Source organism: Marivita geojedonensis (assembly GCF_002115805.1).
Classification (GTDB): Bacteria; Pseudomonadota; Alphaproteobacteria; order Rhodobacterales; family Rhodobacteraceae; genus Marivita; species Marivita geojedonensis.
Map to the genome: position 1 here is coordinate 1 of NZ_JFKC01000012.1, position 14030 is coordinate 14030.

Annotated in this window: 16 protein-coding genes and 1 tRNA gene; 9 read left to right on the plus strand and 8 right to left on the minus strand. The window is 57.6% G+C overall.

Annotated features, from left to right (window positions below; translation table 11 throughout):
* Positions 1–222: 222 nt before the first annotated feature.
* From MGEO_RS12485 to MGEO_RS12500, 4 genes are all read right to left on the minus strand, one after another.
* Positions 223–298: transfer RNA gene (locus MGEO_RS12485), tRNA-Thr, on the minus strand.
* A gap of 65 nt (positions 299–363) precedes the next feature.
* Positions 364–1890, minus strand: coding sequence for a heme biosynthesis protein HemY (locus tag MGEO_RS12490; RefSeq protein ID WP_085638102.1), 1527 nt, complete (start codon positions 1888–1890; stop codon positions 364–366).
* A 12-nt stretch (positions 1891–1902) separates the two neighbouring features.
* Positions 1903–3387 carry a hypothetical protein gene (locus tag MGEO_RS12495; protein ID WP_085638105.1) on the minus strand — a complete coding sequence of 495 codons (1485 nt, stop codon included), beginning with the start codon at positions 3385–3387 and terminating at the stop codon, positions 1903–1905.
* 53 nt (positions 3388–3440) lie between these two features.
* Positions 3441–4184: a uroporphyrinogen-III synthase gene (locus MGEO_RS12500; RefSeq protein WP_085638108.1), complete on the minus strand. Its 744-nt coding sequence runs from the start codon at positions 4182–4184 to the stop codon at positions 3441–3443.
* 72 nt (positions 4185–4256) lie between these two features.
* Here MGEO_RS12500 and tsaD point away from each other — a divergent pair, with 72 nt between their 5' ends.
* From tsaD to MGEO_RS12525, 5 genes are all read left to right on the plus strand, one after another.
* A complete protein-coding gene (gene tsaD, locus MGEO_RS12505) occupies positions 4257–5327 on the plus strand; it encodes a tRNA (adenosine(37)-N6)-threonylcarbamoyltransferase complex transferase subunit TsaD (protein ID WP_085638112.1) in 1071 nt (356 codons plus the stop codon).
* Positions 5324–6280, plus strand: coding sequence for an NAD(P)H-dependent glycerol-3-phosphate dehydrogenase (locus MGEO_RS12510; RefSeq protein ID WP_085638115.1), 957 nt, complete (start codon positions 5324–5326; stop codon positions 6278–6280). Before tsaD ends, MGEO_RS12510 begins: the two co-directional genes overlap by 4 nt.
* Positions 6281–6556: a YciI family protein gene (locus MGEO_RS12515; protein WP_085638118.1), complete on the plus strand. Its 276-nt coding sequence runs from the start codon at positions 6281–6283 to the stop codon at positions 6554–6556.
* Complete coding sequence (locus MGEO_RS12520; protein WP_085638121.1) at positions 6553–6972, plus strand: EVE domain-containing protein; 420 nt, start codon at positions 6553–6555, stop codon at positions 6970–6972. The genes MGEO_RS12515 and MGEO_RS12520 overlap by 4 nt, the downstream gene beginning before the upstream one ends.
* A 66-nt stretch (positions 6973–7038) precedes the next feature.
* Complete coding sequence (locus MGEO_RS12525) at positions 7039–7431, plus strand: DUF1761 domain-containing protein (protein ID WP_085638124.1); 393 nt, start codon at positions 7039–7041, stop codon at positions 7429–7431.
* Positions 7432–7650: 219 nt separating this feature from the next.
* Here the strand turns inward: MGEO_RS12525 and MGEO_RS12530 are convergent, their stop codons facing one another.
* On the minus strand, positions 7651–7992 hold the full coding sequence (locus tag MGEO_RS12530; protein WP_085638126.1) for a DUF2853 family protein: 342 nt from the start codon (positions 7990–7992) through the stop codon (positions 7651–7653).
* A gap of 182 nt (positions 7993–8174) precedes the next feature.
* On the opposite strand from MGEO_RS12530, the gene lysM reads away from it, so the two are divergent.
* Positions 8175–8594: a peptidoglycan-binding protein LysM gene (lysM, locus tag MGEO_RS12535; RefSeq protein WP_085638129.1), complete on the plus strand. Its 420-nt coding sequence runs from the start codon at positions 8175–8177 to the stop codon at positions 8592–8594.
* Between the two features lie 46 nt (positions 8595–8640).
* Here the strand turns inward: lysM and ahcY are convergent, their stop codons facing one another.
* Positions 8641–10029 (minus strand): adenosylhomocysteinase, encoded by a 1389-nt coding sequence (ahcY, locus tag MGEO_RS12540; RefSeq protein ID WP_085638132.1) that lies wholly within the window; start codon positions 10027–10029, stop codon positions 8641–8643.
* A 124-nt stretch (positions 10030–10153) separates the two neighbouring features.
* On the opposite strand from ahcY, the gene MGEO_RS12545 reads away from it, so the two are divergent.
* Entirely contained in the window at positions 10154–10750 is a 597-nt protein-coding gene (locus tag MGEO_RS12545; RefSeq protein ID WP_085638135.1) for an HD domain-containing protein, read from the plus strand.
* Positions 10747–11235: a GNAT family N-acetyltransferase gene (locus tag MGEO_RS12550; RefSeq protein ID WP_085638138.1), complete on the plus strand. Its 489-nt coding sequence runs from the start codon at positions 10747–10749 to the stop codon at positions 11233–11235. The genes MGEO_RS12545 and MGEO_RS12550 overlap by 4 nt, the downstream gene beginning before the upstream one ends.
* Before the next feature lie 19 nt (positions 11236–11254).
* Here MGEO_RS12550 and MGEO_RS12555 read toward each other — a convergent pair whose 3' ends face one another.
* Together MGEO_RS12555 and MGEO_RS12560 are read right to left on the minus strand one after the other, a co-directional pair.
* A complete protein-coding gene (locus MGEO_RS12555; protein ID WP_085638141.1) occupies positions 11255–11809 on the minus strand; it encodes an ActR/PrrA/RegA family redox response regulator transcription factor in 555 nt (184 codons plus the stop codon).
* Between the two features lie 79 nt (positions 11810–11888).
* Positions 11889–12515 carry an SCO family protein gene (locus tag MGEO_RS12560; RefSeq protein ID WP_085638144.1) on the minus strand — a complete coding sequence of 209 codons (627 nt, stop codon included), beginning with the start codon at positions 12513–12515 and terminating at the stop codon, positions 11889–11891.
* 117 nt (positions 12516–12632) lie between these two features.
* Between MGEO_RS12560 and regB the strand changes: the two genes are divergently transcribed.
* A complete protein-coding gene (gene regB / locus MGEO_RS12565) occupies positions 12633–14024 on the plus strand; it encodes a sensor histidine kinase RegB (protein ID WP_085638147.1) in 1392 nt (463 codons plus the stop codon).
* Positions 14025–14030 lie beyond the last annotated feature (6 nt).

The following is a 14030-nucleotide window of genomic DNA, read 5'->3' on the forward strand; positions in this document are numbered from 1 at the left end:
TCCTGACCCTAGTAGGGCCAGATCATTCCACACTGCTGACCGTAGACTGCGAGACCATGCTACGCATGAACGGTTCGGGGAAGCGGCGCTATGGCGATGACTATCCTGGCGAATGTCCGGAGAGGGTCCAATTTGCACAAAGATGGCCACTCACCTGCAACTTATGAAACCCATTGGGCAAAAAACTTAACTATGTTTCTTTAGGGGATATGTCGAAGAAGGTGGTGCCGGTGATAGGACTCGAACCTACGACCCCATCATTACGAATGACGTGCTCTACCAGCTGAGCTACACCGGCCAATCCCAGACGAACGTGCGGGGATTGGCCGGGCTGTTAGCATCGGTTTAATGCCGAGAAAAGTCTTATTTCACCTTTTCCGGCTCCGGAGCGTCGGACGGCTCATCGACCGGAGATGCCGTGTCTTCTACCGTTGCTTCTGTGGGGGCTTCAGGGGTCGATACCGGCTCCGGGTCGATCACCTCAGCTTCTTCGGTTTCATTCGATTTGTCTTCGAGTGAACCGACAATCAGAGGCAGCATCTCCGCACCCGCAGGCAGCACGGTTTCGCTTTGCGGAGGGGTCGTCCAGCTCAGAGTGTCGAAGCTTTCACATGTTGAGCAGACTGGGGTCCACTCACTGTGGATCGTTTTGCAGTTGTCACAAACCCATTGCGGTCCGCGCGGTGCAGTGAGTGCCCGGGCCAGCCAGCCACGTACAACGGCATCGGATGCGCCTTCGCCGCGCTCAATGGCCGCCGCGATGGCCAGAACCCGAGTATCAGGTTCGTTCTCGGCAAGATCTCCAAGCGACCGACGTGCTTCGGGGAAATCCTCAGCAGCGAGATTCAATTCGGCCAGAAGCAGCTTTGTTTCCCGGTGGTCAGGGCACAGGGCTGTCAGCTGTCTGAACCGTTTCAAACGCGCATCTGCGCTTTCGTTCGGTTCAATTTCGGCAAAGGCCGCAGCAAGGTCGGGATGCGGGTGCACCTGCCACGCTTTCTTGAGGATCCGCACCGCATATTTCTGCCTGCCCTGCGCAATGTAGCTGCGCGCGGCCATGGCTGCCGCCGGGATCAGATCAGGTGAGGACTTGTTGGCAGCAATCGCGGCTTCCTGCGCCTCGATCGTCTTGCCTTCATCAAGGATTTCTTTTGCCTCGGACAGAGCCAGGACGGCATCCCGCCGCTTGTGAACATCACGCGGCAACGCGCCATGCTTTAGCTTGGCATTGAGCGTCTTGCGCGCGCCGGTCCAATCCGCCGACTTTGCCTGAAGTCGAAGCAATGTGTCCTGCACTTCTTCGTGCTTCGGCTTGATTGCAAACGCCCGCTCCGCAAGCTTGAGTGCCGTGTCGGTATCACCGGCGTCAAGCTTTTGCTTCATCAGACCGCGCACACCAACAAAACGTGTCGTGTCGTTCTGGACGAGCCGCTTGTAGACCTCTTCCGCTTTTTTCCGATCACCCGTCATCTCTGCGGCTTGTGCCGTGATCAGATCGGTCAATTCCGGTTTGTGAAGGTATTTCTCGGCTTTCGAAGCTTTGGCCATCGCCAAACGGCCTTCGCCCGAAGCCAGAGCCATAAGACCCTCACTCAAAGCTTGGTATCCTTTGCGTTCGCGGTTTCGATCAAAGTAGCGCGAAATCGCCGTTTCATCACCGTTGATGAATTTCAGCGTCGCAATGAGGAGTGAAAACAGTTTCAGGAAGATCCACACCGCCAGAATTGCCACAAGGGCCGCAATCACCGATTGAAGCGGGCCGAGGGTAAATTCAGTTCCTCCTGCCGTAATCTGGATACCGCCGTTGCTCTCCATGAGATACCCGGCACCAAGGGTCAGGGCTGCGACGATGACGACAAAAAGAACGATCTTGAAAAGAGACCAAAGCATCAGACGCCCCCCTTATTCCTGAAGAAGCTGCTGGACGAGACCGTCCGCTGCCGTTTTCGCCTCGAGGCGAGTTTGAGCCTGCATCTGCCAGGCAGCAATCGCGCTCTGCGCGACATCCGGAAGTGCCGACAACTCGGACAGGGCGGTGCCCAGATCACCCGACTTCACCGAAGCCTCGACTCGCGACAGCACCGCGTCCGGATCATCTCCGTCCCGCGGTGCGACGGACCGCGCACCGAGCTGATTGGCGAAGAACGTGGCGATCCGATTTGTGCCTTCCGCACTGTCAGTTTCCACGCTGCGCGCTTCACGCAAAGCTGCGCGGGCTGCATCGGGAAAGCCTTCGATCAATCCACTCAATGTCGGAATCCCGCTTTCAGCATGTGCCGACAGAGCCTCGGGCAGTGTCACACCATTATTGGAAAGCACCGACACTGCGTTCGTGAATCCAGCCCCGGTTTCAAGTGCCGTCGTAATTTCCGCGAGCGCAGCACGCGACGCGGCAAGTTGGGCCTGCTCTTCTGCGTTACCCTCGGCCTGAATGGCTTCCTGAGCCATTTGTGCAACTTCGGCACGTTGCGCTTCAACTTCAGCCTGCAGATCGGCCAAGGCCCGCTCATAGGCAGCGATCGCTTCCTCCGACACTGCCTGCTCCATCGGCTGGCGCTCAAGCGTATCGATCCGCGCCGCAAGCTCATCGAGCCGCGTGGCAAGATCGGAACTGACCGCCTGCACGGATGCGACCTGTTCTTCGATCGGCCCGAGATCAACAGTCGGAGCTTCAACACCCTCCAGCTCTGTAATTCGCGCGCCGAGATCTGACAAAGACCCGTCCTGTGTCGCAAGGGCGTCCCGGACCTCATCTTCGAAACCTGTGTCAGACGACGCTTCGAAAGGCCAAACGGCCTGTGAGGAATAGGCAGCAACACCGTAACCAAGAACGGCCGCCGCAGCGCCACCCAAGAGCATCGGGACAAAGCCACCCTTCCGCTCGATCGTGGTCTCTTTCACGACCTGCGGAGCGACTGGCATCTGATCCGGTTCGGTCACAGCTTGATAATCCGCGGCGTGCCCTTCGACCGTTTCGGCCTCTTCGATCAGCTTTTCGGCCTCTTCCTCGGTCAAATGGTCATCGGCGACGAAAGAGTCCTCTGCTTCCTGATTTTGATCCGACTCGATGTCCGAGGATTCGTCCGCAGAAACCGCGTCTTCGTCGGGCGAAACCCGATCCTCCTCGGTCGGCTCGGCCTGCTCGATCACTCCATCGGCAGCAGAGTCCCCAGTTTCGGTTCCGTCATCAGTTGGAGGAGCCTCGCTGCCCGCTGGCGTTTCGTCGACAGGGGCATAAACCTCAACCGCTTCAATGGCTTCAGCCGCTGTCTCCAGATCCTTGGAGACGTCTTCCGAGTTGTCAGACGCATCGTTTGCCTGATCCGCTTCGGCCATCTTTTCGGTTTCTTCGTTTGAGGTCGTGTCCGTGCTTTTGCGTTTCGCCACCGGTATTTCCTTCGAATCTGTCAAGTCTCCGCGACATGACTGTCAACTTTACCTTACAAGTCTCGCTGCCGCCGCTCAAGCGTCAGGTCATCCGAGATCATTTCACTCACCAACTGCACCATGCCGTCCCTGTTTGGCATCTTTGCAATTCGAACTCTGTCTGCGACCGCATCTGGCAAGGCATCCGCTACAGCCCGACTGATTGCGGCAAACCGGATATGCGTCGCGCCGTCCGATTCGCGACCCAGTTGCTGAGCCGTCCTCGGTGAGAATACCGGTGCGAGGATGTGTCTGTCTTGCGACAAAGCTTCCCGCGTCCTCTCCGAAAAAGGCTCAAGTTTCTGCTGATATAGGATGGCTTCCGCGGTCGGCACTCCGTTTTCCGACAGTCGCCGGGCGACATCTCCAATTGCCACCTCCCCCCTCACATGCAGCAGGCCGCCGGGATAGCCCCGATCCAGAATGTGCTGAACCAACTGATCAGCAGTCCCACCGGCTACATCCGTATCAAAACCAAACGACCGAACAGCCTTCGCAGTTCCTTCTCCAACCGCAATTGCAGGCAGATCAAGATTAGCACCGCCCAGCGCCTTGTAGGCATGTAGACCGTTCGCCGACGTGAAGATCAAGCCAGTGACCCCATCAAGTGAGGGCAGCGGGCCAGTGACATGTATGCTCATCAACGGATTGATTAAACATTCGGCATTTTCACGGGTCTCACGCGGCAGAGCGGCCCAAAACGCCTCGGAGGCGGCTTGGGGGCGGGTCAGCAGCAGAAGCGGGCGTCGGTCAGCCATACCGTCCGTCTTGTTGTGAGCAGCAGACAAGGGTGGTAACTGCTCGACCTCAAGGGTGCAACGGAAAGTCTGATGAACCACGACATCACTGTTCTCGGGCTGGAAAGCAGCTGCGACGATACCGCCGCAGCGGTACTCCGCGGACGCACGATACTGTCTTCGGTGGTCGCGGACCAAACCGCGCTGCATGCCGCTTTCGGCGGGGTTGTGCCTGAAATCGCTGCGCGCGCGCATGCCGAGAAGCTCGACATCTGCATCGAAACGGCACTTAACAAGGCTGGAACCCCATTATCGGAAATCGACGCCATTGCGGTGACCGCAGGCCCCGGCCTGATCGGTGGTGTCCTTTCAGGAGTGATGATGGCCAAAGGCCTGAGTGCCGCCACAGGCAAGCCTCTGATTGGAGTCAATCACCTTGCCGGGCATGCGCTGACTCCGCGTCTGACGGATGGTTTGGAATACCCGTATCTCATTCTGCTGGTGTCCGGCGGGCATTGCCAGTTTCTGCGTGTGGATGGACCTAACCGGTTTTCACGCCTTGGCAGCACAATTGACGATGCCCCCGGTGAAGCCTTTGACAAGACCGCCCGCCTTCTGGGTCTGCCACAACCGGGCGGACCCTCGGTTGAACAGCATGCCAAGGATGGGGACGAAACGCGCTTCAAGTTTCCCCGGCCTCTCCTTGATCGCGCCGGGTGTGATCTGTCGTTTTCGGGGCTCAAGACCGCTCTGCTCAGGCAGCGCGACCAGCTCGTTTCCGATCAGGGGGGTCTTCATCCGAAAGATGTCAACGATCTTTGCGCGGGGTTTCAAGCCGCGATCCGGGATGTCCTTGTCGAGAAATCGCGCCGCGCGTTAGAGGTATCCAATGACATCACGGGCTTCGCCGTCGCCGGCGGTGTCGCCGCCAACAAGTCACTTCGTGCTTCACTAGAGACACTTTCCGACGCACGGGATATCCCCTTTGTCGCGCCACCGTTGGCCCTCTGCACAGACAATGCGGCAATGATCGCCTTCGCCGGAGCCGAAAAGTTCGCATCGGAGGGCGCCGACGATCTGAGTCTTTCCGCACGCCCAAGATGGCCGCTCGACAAACAGGCGCCCGCAGCTTTGGGCAGCGGAAAGAAAGGGGCCAAGGCATGATCGGGGTCATGGGAGCAGGAGCGTTTGGGACCGCCCTTGCAATCGCCTTGGGCAAAGCCGGTCACACGGTCAATCTTTGGTGCCGCAATGCGGATCAAGCGCGCGATATGGCCGAGTTGCGCTGCAACAGAGCCTACCTTCCGAACGCGCCTTTCCCCGAGAGCCTGCACGTGACGCAGGACTTGGCACTCGCTGCCAAAGGCACCGCTCTTCTGATTGCGGTTCCGTTGCAGTCAATGCGCGCTGCCATTGCAGACCTTGGGGCACCCTCCGCAGCACTCGTTGCGTGTTGCAAGGGGATCGAATTGCACAGCGGGCTGGGTCCGACCCGCGTTCTCGAAGACACCCTGCCGGGTATCACATCGGCTGTTCTGACAGGACCGAGCTTTGCAGCAGATATCGCTATCGGACGGCCCACAGCACTGACGCTGGCCTGCGCCGACAACGTTACCGGCGCGGTTCTGCAACAGGCTCTGACCACACCGACGCTCAGGCTCTACCGCACGTCCGACACGGTTGGTGCGGAACTGGGCGGCGCATTGAAAAATGTGATGGCAATTGCCTGCGGTGCGGTCATCGGCGCCGGTCTGGGCGATAGCGCACGTGCCGCGACAATGACCCGAGGCTTTGCAGAGATGCAGCGGATTGGTGCTGCTTTGGGCGCACGCCCTGAAACCCTCTCCGGCCTGTCCGGCCTTGGAGATCTTGCGCTTACCTGTACGTCGGATCTGTCGAGAAACTATCGGCTTGGTCTATCGCTCGGAACAGGCGAAAAATTCGATCCCTCCATCACCGTCGAAGGCGCCGCAACAGCGCATGCAATGCTTCGGATTGCGAACGAAAAAGGATTGGATGTTCCAATCACACGAACGGTGACCGAGCTTCTTGACGGATCGACGACGATCACAGATGCCATAGACGCCCTGATGACCCGCCCATTGAAGGAAGAATGAATGCTGATTGCCCTGATCGCCCGAGACAAACCCGGTGCCCTGGAAACCCGCAAAGCCAACCGTGACGCCCATCTTGGCTACATTGAGGCAACAGGCGTTGTCGAACAGGCTGGACCGCTGCTGGATGCAAAGGACCAGATGATCGGATCGCTGGTCATTCTCGATGTACCCGACATGGCGGCGGCTCAAGCCTGGGCAGACAATGACCCGTATGCGCAAGCCGGATTGTTTCAGAGCGTCGATCTGATCCCTTGGAAGCGCGTGATTCAACGATGAGGTACTGGCTCTTCAAATCGGAACCCTCGACCTGGTCGTGGGAGGATCAGGTCGCCAAAGGCGACGCTGGCGAAGAATGGGACGGCGTTCGAAACTACCAGGCACGCAACTTCATGCGTGAAATGGCGGTCGGCGACAGGGGATTCTTCTATCATTCCCAAAAGGAAAAGGCCGTTGTCGGCACCGTTGAGGTCATTGCCGAAGCACATCCAGACAGCACTACCGATGATGAACGATGGGAGTGCGTGGACATAAAAGCGCTGGAACCGGCGAAAACGCCGGCCACTCTTGAGCAGATCAAATCGGATGAGCGGCTGTCCAAGATGGTCCTCGTGAACAATTCCCGTCTGTCCGTTCAGCCTGTCACTCCGGATGAATGGCAGATTATCTGTGAATGGGCCGGGTTGAACCGTTAAGACGCTTTTTCATTAAGAGGAACACGGCTTTGGCGATATGCTGCCAGCATATCAAAGGAGGGTTCCATGGGACTTGTGTCAGTTATTGCCGCCGCAGCGGCATCTTGGGTGTTTGGGGCAGTTTGGTACATGATTCTGTCCAAGCCTTGGATCACGGCGTCCGGCGTGGAATGCGATTCCAGCGGCAAACCTGCAAACACCAGCCCGCTTCCTTTCATTCTCTCAGCGATTTGCATGCTGTTGGTCGCCGGCATGATGCGCCACATCTTTGCAATGAGCGGGATCGAGACTGTGAGCAAAGGCGCATTGACGGGTTTGGGAATTGGTTTGTTCTTTATTGCGCCGTGGACGATGATCAATAACGCCTACGCAGGAAGGCCCTTTGCACTGACTATGATCGACGGTGGCTATGCTGTCTTTGGATGCACGATCATTGGCGCGGTTTTGACCCTTCTTTAATTCACGGAGGGTCCGGCCTGCGCCGAAACCCTCCGTTCCCGCGCTCCCAAGTCACCACGCGCGTCAACTGAATATGGTTTCGGTCGTCCTGACCGTCCCTCCGGTTATACCCGTGTGGCGCGCAGATACCAAACGCCAAGTCCACGGCATTTTCTTCAATTGAAATAGAAAAAGGCGCCCCGTTGGGGACGCCCTTCGATAAACGAAAGAGCTTTGCCCTCAGCCGTAAACCGACTCTTTGCCGAAATGCTTGGTGAGCATGTAGTAAACCACAGCGCGGTATTTGTTGCGCTCCGACTTGCCGTAGGTTTCGATCACCGAGTTGATGCCATCCATCAGCTCCGGACCATCGCTCAAACCAAGTTTCTTGATGAGGAAATTGTTTTTGACCGTTTCCAGTTCGGACTCTTGCGAACCAGCGACGGTCGAGGCGTCATCATTGTAGATGGCAGGTCCACAGCCAATCGTCACTTTGGTCAGCAAGTCCATATCCGGAGTCATGCCGCACTTGTTTTTCAGGTCATCCGCATACTTTGCGATCAAGTCGTCTCGTTTACCCATCACTGTCTCCCTGTGAAGTCTTGGTTCCCCGGAGGACCGGCCCCCAACTTGCGCAAAGGTGGCAAAATCCCATGGCTCGGGCAACGAAAAATGCACTTTTGCGGAACAGGAGTGAGTTTTCCCTCTGGTACTGGCGGGAAAGTCACTCAATGCTAGGGCTGTATCATTGTCAGGAGGAACTAATGGGTCTTTGGAATTTCATGAAATCGGCCGGTCGTAAACTTGTCGGCGCGGATGATGTGCCGACAGCGGCGGTCTTGCAGAAAGAGGTCGCTGACCTCGGGCTCGACACCAAGGGCGCCGAGATCAAGGTAGAGGGCGACAAGGTGGTCGTGTCCGGCGGGGACATGACACAGGAAGAGCGTGAAAAAGTGATCCTAGCGGTCGGCAACGTCGAAGGTGTCTCCTCGGTTGAAGCTGACACTTCGGACGAGCCGATGTTCCACGAGGTCAAGAAAGGTGACACGCTCTGGGCGATCGCCGAAAAGACCTTGGGCAACGGCGCTCGGTACAAAGAGATATTCGAGGCCAATCGTCCGATGCTGAGCGATCCGGACAAGATCTACCCAGGTCAGACGCTTCGGATACCGAAAGACGCCTGATTGCGAATGTGAAGGCCCGCCAGTCATTGGCGGGCCTTTGAATTGATCAGTACCGGTAGTGCTCGGGTTTGAACGGACCTTCCGGAGTGACACCGATATAGGCGGCCTGTTCCGGAGAGAGCTGCGTCAGTTTCACGCCGATCCGGCCCAGATGCAGGCGGGCGACCTTTTCGTCCAGATGCTTGGGCAGGATGTAGACCTTGTTCTCATACTGGTCGCCGTTTTTCCAAAGTTCGATCTGCGCCAGCACCTGATTGGTGAAGGACGCGGACATCACGAAGGACGGGTGGCCCGTGGCGTTGCCAAGGTTCAGCAGACGGCCCTCCGACAACAGGATGATGCGGTTGCCCGAGGGCATCTCGATCATGTCCACCTGTTCCTTGATGTTGGTCCACTTGTGATTGCGCAGGGACGCCACCTGAATTTCATTGTCGAAGTGGCCGATGTTGCCGACTATGGCCATGTCCTTCATCTCGCGCATATGCTCGATGCGGATGACGTCCTTGTTGCCGGTGGTTGTGATGAAGATGTCGGCCGTGCCCACCACGTCCTCAAGCAGCACAACTTCGAACCCGTCCATCGCTGCCTGAAGCGCGCAGATCGGGTCGGCTTCGGTCACTTTCACACGGGCACCAGCACCGGCGAGAGACGCGGCAGAGCCTTTGCCCACGTCGCCGTAGCCGCACACGACAGCAACCTTACCGGCCATCATCGTGTCGGTGGCGCGGCGGATGCCATCAACCAGCGATTCCTTGCAGCCGTACTTGTTGTCGAACTTCGACTTGGTGACGCTGTCGTTCACGTTGATCGCCGGGAAAGGCAGACGGCCTTCGCGCATCAGTTGGTAAAGGCGGTTGACACCGGTGGTGGTTTCTTCGGACACACCCTTGATCGCGTCACGGGTCTTGGTGAACCAGCCCGGGCTTTCTGCCATGCGCTTGGCGATCTGCTTTTTGATCACTTCCTCTTCTTCGGAATGCGGAACAGGGATGATCTCTTCACCCGCTTCCGCCCGTGCGCCGAGCAGCACATACAGCGTCGCGTCGCCGCCATCGTCGAGGATCATGTTCGCGCCTTCGGGGAACATGAACGACTTGTCGAGGTAATCCCAATGCTCTTCCAGCGTCTGGCCCTTGATCGCAAAAACCGGAACGCCTGCTTCGGCAATCGCCGCCGCCGCGTGATCCTGCGTCGAGAAGATGTTGCACGACGCCCAGCGCACATCTGCGCCCAGCGCGACAAGCGTCTCGATCAGAACCGCGGTCTGAATCGTCATGTGCAGAGACCCGACAATCCGCGCGCCGGCCAGCGGTTTCTCCGCGCCATATTCTTCGCGCAGCGCCATAAGCCCCGGCATTTCGGTTTCGGCAATGTCCAGTTCCTTGCGGCCAAATCCGGCCAGTGCGATGTCCTTGACGATATAATCCTTGGCCATTCCCGGCACTCCACATGTCATACTTGGTTGAAAGGGCAGTTAGCACGGGGTCACCACGCGGGCAATGCGCGGCAGTTTACAACCTGCGATTGGCGCACTACCGAAGTTGAAAACGAGGAAAACAATGGCGAAACCCCCGCGCGCATGGCAACGGATGTTATCCGGTCGGCGGTTGGATCTGCTGGATCCGACACCCGTGGATATCGAGATCGAAGATATCGCTCATGGCCTGGCCTTTGTCGCCCGTTGGAACGGTCAGACATTTGGGGACTATGCCTATTCGGTGGCTGAACACTCACTTTTGGTCGAGACGCTTTTTTCGCGGCTCTGTCCCAAGGCCACGGCCGCCGAAAGACTGACTGCTCTTCTGCATGATGCACCGGAATACGTAATCGGCGACATGATCTCTCCGGTTAAGGCGGCTGTCGGACCGGGCTATGGCGATCTGGACGACAGGTTGTCGGCAGCCATACACATTCGCTTCGGCTTGCCGGCGGTGACGCCCGCAAAACTCAAACGGCAGATCAAAAAGGCAGACCGCATCAGTGCATGGATGGAAGCAACACAGATCGCCGGATTCACACGCGCTGAGGCGGACAGGTTCTTTGGCGCCCCGGATCTCGATCTGATTGCAGACCTGTCTATCGTTCTTCGCCCCCCAGTGGCGGTGCGCTCCGAGTTCACTGAACGTCATGCCAGTTTGCTGCAGGCGATGTTGTGATCACAGTTCGACGCGCGGGCGAGTTTGATGCCCGGGAGATGGCCGGACTGCTTGACGCCATTATCCGCAAAGGTGGCACGACTGCGCATACCAAACCTGTATCACGCGATTCTCTTCTGGAGTGGATGCATCGCGCGCCAACCCGTTCAGCATGGTTCGTAGCAGAAACAGACGCCGGTGAAATCAAAGGCTTCCAGTTTATTGAACCGCATCATGAACTTGGTCCCGATGTTGGCGACATCGCAACATTCGTAGCGATAGGAGAGACCGGTTTCGGGATTGGATCAAAGCTGTTCGAAAAGACCAAATCTGCGGCGCAGGCGTTGGGGTATCGCTGGATCAACGCTACAATCCGAGCCGACAACGCCGGTGGTTTGGCATATTATCAAAGCCGCGGGTTCGAAGATTACGCCTTTCATCCAGACGTTCCGCTTGCAAACGGACAAATCGTCGACCGGATCAGCAAACGCTTCGACCTAACCTGACCCGATTGTGTAATCAGCCCTATCTGGGGCTTCGTTTCGCAAGAATTCGCTGCAAGGTGCGGCGGTGCATGTTCAACCGGCGGGCAGTCTCTGACACGTTGCGATCACAAAGCTCGTAAACGCGCTGGATATGCTCCCAACGGACACGATCTGCGCTCATCGGGTTCTCTGGCGGCGGCGGAAGGTCGTCTCCTTTGGCCAGCAGAGCGTTGGTAATGTCTGTCGCATCCGCAGGTTTCGAGAGGTAGTCCGTTGCGCCGATTTTGACCGCCGCAACAGCAGTCGCGATGGCTCCGTATCCCGTAAGAACCACGACCCGGCTGTCGGGGCGCTTCTCGCGGATCACTTCCACAACGTCGAGCCCATTGCCATCTTCAAGTCGTAGATCGACAACCGCATAAGCAGGGGGACGGGCGGTTGCGATGGCAGATCCGGATGTCACTGACGGAGCGGTTTCAACTTCGAACCCGCGCTTCTCCATGGCTTTGGCTAGCCTGCGCAGAAACGGCTCGTCGTCGTCCACAAGCAAGAGGCTTTTGTCCTCGCCCAGATCGTCCAGTGTCCGCTCGCTCACAGTGGTTCCCTCCCGTCGCGTTTGCGTTATCCGCCAGTATTACCGGCGAATTTTTCAACATCAACGGGCAAATGGCCCTCTATTGCACAACTTCAAGAAAGCAGGCAGCGCGCTCGGCAAGTTGATCCGGGCTGAGCTCGCGCCGGAAGAACTCCACAAAACCATCCTCCGGCATCACCAGATAGGTGAAGGTCGAGTGATCCACGAGGTAGTAGTCGTCATCCCCGGGCTGTCGGCGAAAATAGGTCCGATAGGCCTGGCTCGCGGCCTGCACCTGTTCCTCGCTTCCGGTCAGCCCGATCATATCTTCGTGCAGATTGGCGGCAAAATCACCAACCACTTCCGGGGTATCGCGGTTCGGGTCGATTGAGATGAAAACCGGGGTAATATCGTATCCCCGCTCACGCAGAATATCGACCGATTCAGCGTTTCGAACAGTATCGAGCGGGCAGACATCGGGGCAGAACGTATACCCGAAGTAAATCAGCGACGGCTCTGTGATCACATCCTTGTCCGTCACTGTCTCACCGGCAGAATTGACGAGCGTGAACGGCCCGCCAATGGTGTCAGCACCACCGGCAACTTTCGTGTTCCGGCACTGGGCATATTTGTCATCCCCCTCGCCACCGGGCATGGTGGCGTACCAGATGCCACCAAGAAGTGCGACAAGTGCCACTCCTGCCGAGATTGCCGCCAAACGTACCATATCGTCCTCTTGGTTCTCCCGCGAACAAAGCTCTTCTCTTCGGAAGTGCCTTGCTTATGCTTCGTTTCTGCCGACGTAAGGATTTTCCCTGCCGGAGCAAGTGACGAAAGGGCGCAGATGACGCAATCCGAATTCGGACTCTTCCAGGAACGCCAGCGGGGCAGCTTCATTCGCCTCCGGACAATGATCTGGTTGAGATGGTTCGCCATTGTGGGCCAGCTGACCGCAATCACACTTGCGCAGAAATTCTACAACCTGCAGCTCGAACTGGGCCTTTGCTATCTGGCCATCGGGGTCTCCATTGTCGGAAACCTCATCGCCATCTTCGTATTTCCCGAAAACAAGCGCCTGAATGAAGCCGAAAACTTCTTGATGGTGCTGTTCGATCTGCTTCAGCTCTCGTTCCTGCTCTACCTGACGGGTGGACTCCATAATCCATTCACGATCCTCATCCTTGGTCCGGTGATCGTTTCGGCCACGATCATGACCCTGAGATCGACAATCATAATTGGAGCGACGGCCCTTGCTCTTGTCACTCTGATGATGTTTTTCCACCTGCCGCTGCGGACAGAGCAGGGTTTCATCCTGCGGATCGCAGACGTTTTCGTCTTTGGGCAATGGGTCGCGATCACGATCGCAGTCATCTTCCTGTCGCTGTACGCGCGCCAGATCACAGAAGAGATGAATTCAATGAGCGACGCCGTCGTTGCCACGCAAATGGCGCTCAGCCGAACGCAGATGCTCAACAATCTCGGCGGTGTCGTCGCAGCGGCAGCGCATGAGCTTGGCACACCGCTGGCGACGATCAAACTGACCAGTGCTGAATTGATCGAAGACCTGGACGATCATCCGGATCTTCAGGAAGACGCTCGCCTGATCCGGAACCAGGCAGACCGATGCCGCGATATTCTGCAATCCATGGGCCGGGCCGGCAAAGAAGACCTGCAGATCCGCTCAGCGCCATTGCTCGAAGTCATCCGCGAGGCGGCGGAACCCCATGTGAACAGAGGGAAGGATGTTCTGATCGACGGGTTGGGCGACGAAAACGAGATCACCCATGATCAACCTCTTGTTCTGCGCCGGCCCGAAGTCATTCACGGCCTCCGCAATCTGATTCAGAACGCAGTGGATTTTGCCCGTGCAACGGTCTGGGTCGAAGCCAGATGGGACGAAAAGACCGTTTCGATGCGCATTTTGGACGATGGTCCAGGCTATCCGACGAACTTGCTGGGTCGGATCGGTGATCCGTTCGTTCGCAACCGGCGCACCGAACGCGACCGTACAACGCGGCCCGAATATGAGGGAATGGGGCTTGGACTGTTCATCGCCAAAACGCTTCTTGAGCGATCCGGTGCGGAACTCAGTTTTGCCAATGGCAGCGACCGCATGAATGGCACAAGCAAACGTCGCGGAGCGGTTGTCGAGGTGATCTGGCCAAGAGAAGCAATCGTTCCGCCCACGCTCCCGAAAGGTGAGGGTATCGGCGAGAACCCGTCTTTCGATCTTTGACGGTTC

Excerpts from the sequence above, each read along its gene's own strand:
- ahcY (WP_085638132.1), bottom strand. The coding sequence starts at position 10,029 with ATGGCCAAGGATTATATCGTCAAGGACATCGCACTGGCCGGATTTGGC.
- MGEO_RS12545 (WP_085638135.1), top strand. The coding sequence starts at position 10,154 with ATGGCGAAACCCCCGCGCGCATGGCAACGGATGTTATCCGGTCGGCGG.
- MGEO_RS12530 (WP_085638126.1), bottom strand. The coding sequence starts at position 7,992 with ATGGGTAAACGAGACGACTTGATCGCAAAGTATGCGGATGACCTGAAA.
- MGEO_RS12515 (WP_085638118.1), top strand. The coding sequence starts at position 6,281 with ATGCTGATTGCCCTGATCGCCCGAGACAAACCCGGTGCCCTGGAAACC.
- MGEO_RS12490 (WP_085638102.1), bottom strand. The coding sequence starts at position 1,890 with ATGCTTTGGTCTCTTTTCAAGATCGTTCTTTTTGTCGTCATCGTCGCA.
- MGEO_RS12520 (WP_085638121.1), top strand. The coding sequence starts at position 6,553 with ATGAGGTACTGGCTCTTCAAATCGGAACCCTCGACCTGGTCGTGGGAG.
- MGEO_RS12525 (WP_085638124.1), top strand. The coding sequence starts at position 7,039 with ATGGGACTTGTGTCAGTTATTGCCGCCGCAGCGGCATCTTGGGTGTTT.
- MGEO_RS12560 (WP_085638144.1), bottom strand. The coding sequence starts at position 12,515 with ATGGTACGTTTGGCGGCAATCTCGGCAGGAGTGGCACTTGTCGCACTT.
- lysM (WP_085638129.1), top strand. The coding sequence starts at position 8,175 with ATGGGTCTTTGGAATTTCATGAAATCGGCCGGTCGTAAACTTGTCGGC.
- tsaD (WP_085638112.1), top strand. The coding sequence starts at position 4,257 with ATGAACCACGACATCACTGTTCTCGGGCTGGAAAGCAGCTGCGACGAT.
- MGEO_RS12510 (WP_085638115.1), top strand. The coding sequence starts at position 5,324 with ATGATCGGGGTCATGGGAGCAGGAGCGTTTGGGACCGCCCTTGCAATC.
- MGEO_RS12500 (WP_085638108.1), bottom strand. The coding sequence starts at position 4,184 with ATGGCTGACCGACGCCCGCTTCTGCTGCTGACCCGCCCCCAAGCCGCC.
- regB (WP_085638147.1), top strand. The coding sequence starts at position 12,633 with ATGACGCAATCCGAATTCGGACTCTTCCAGGAACGCCAGCGGGGCAGC.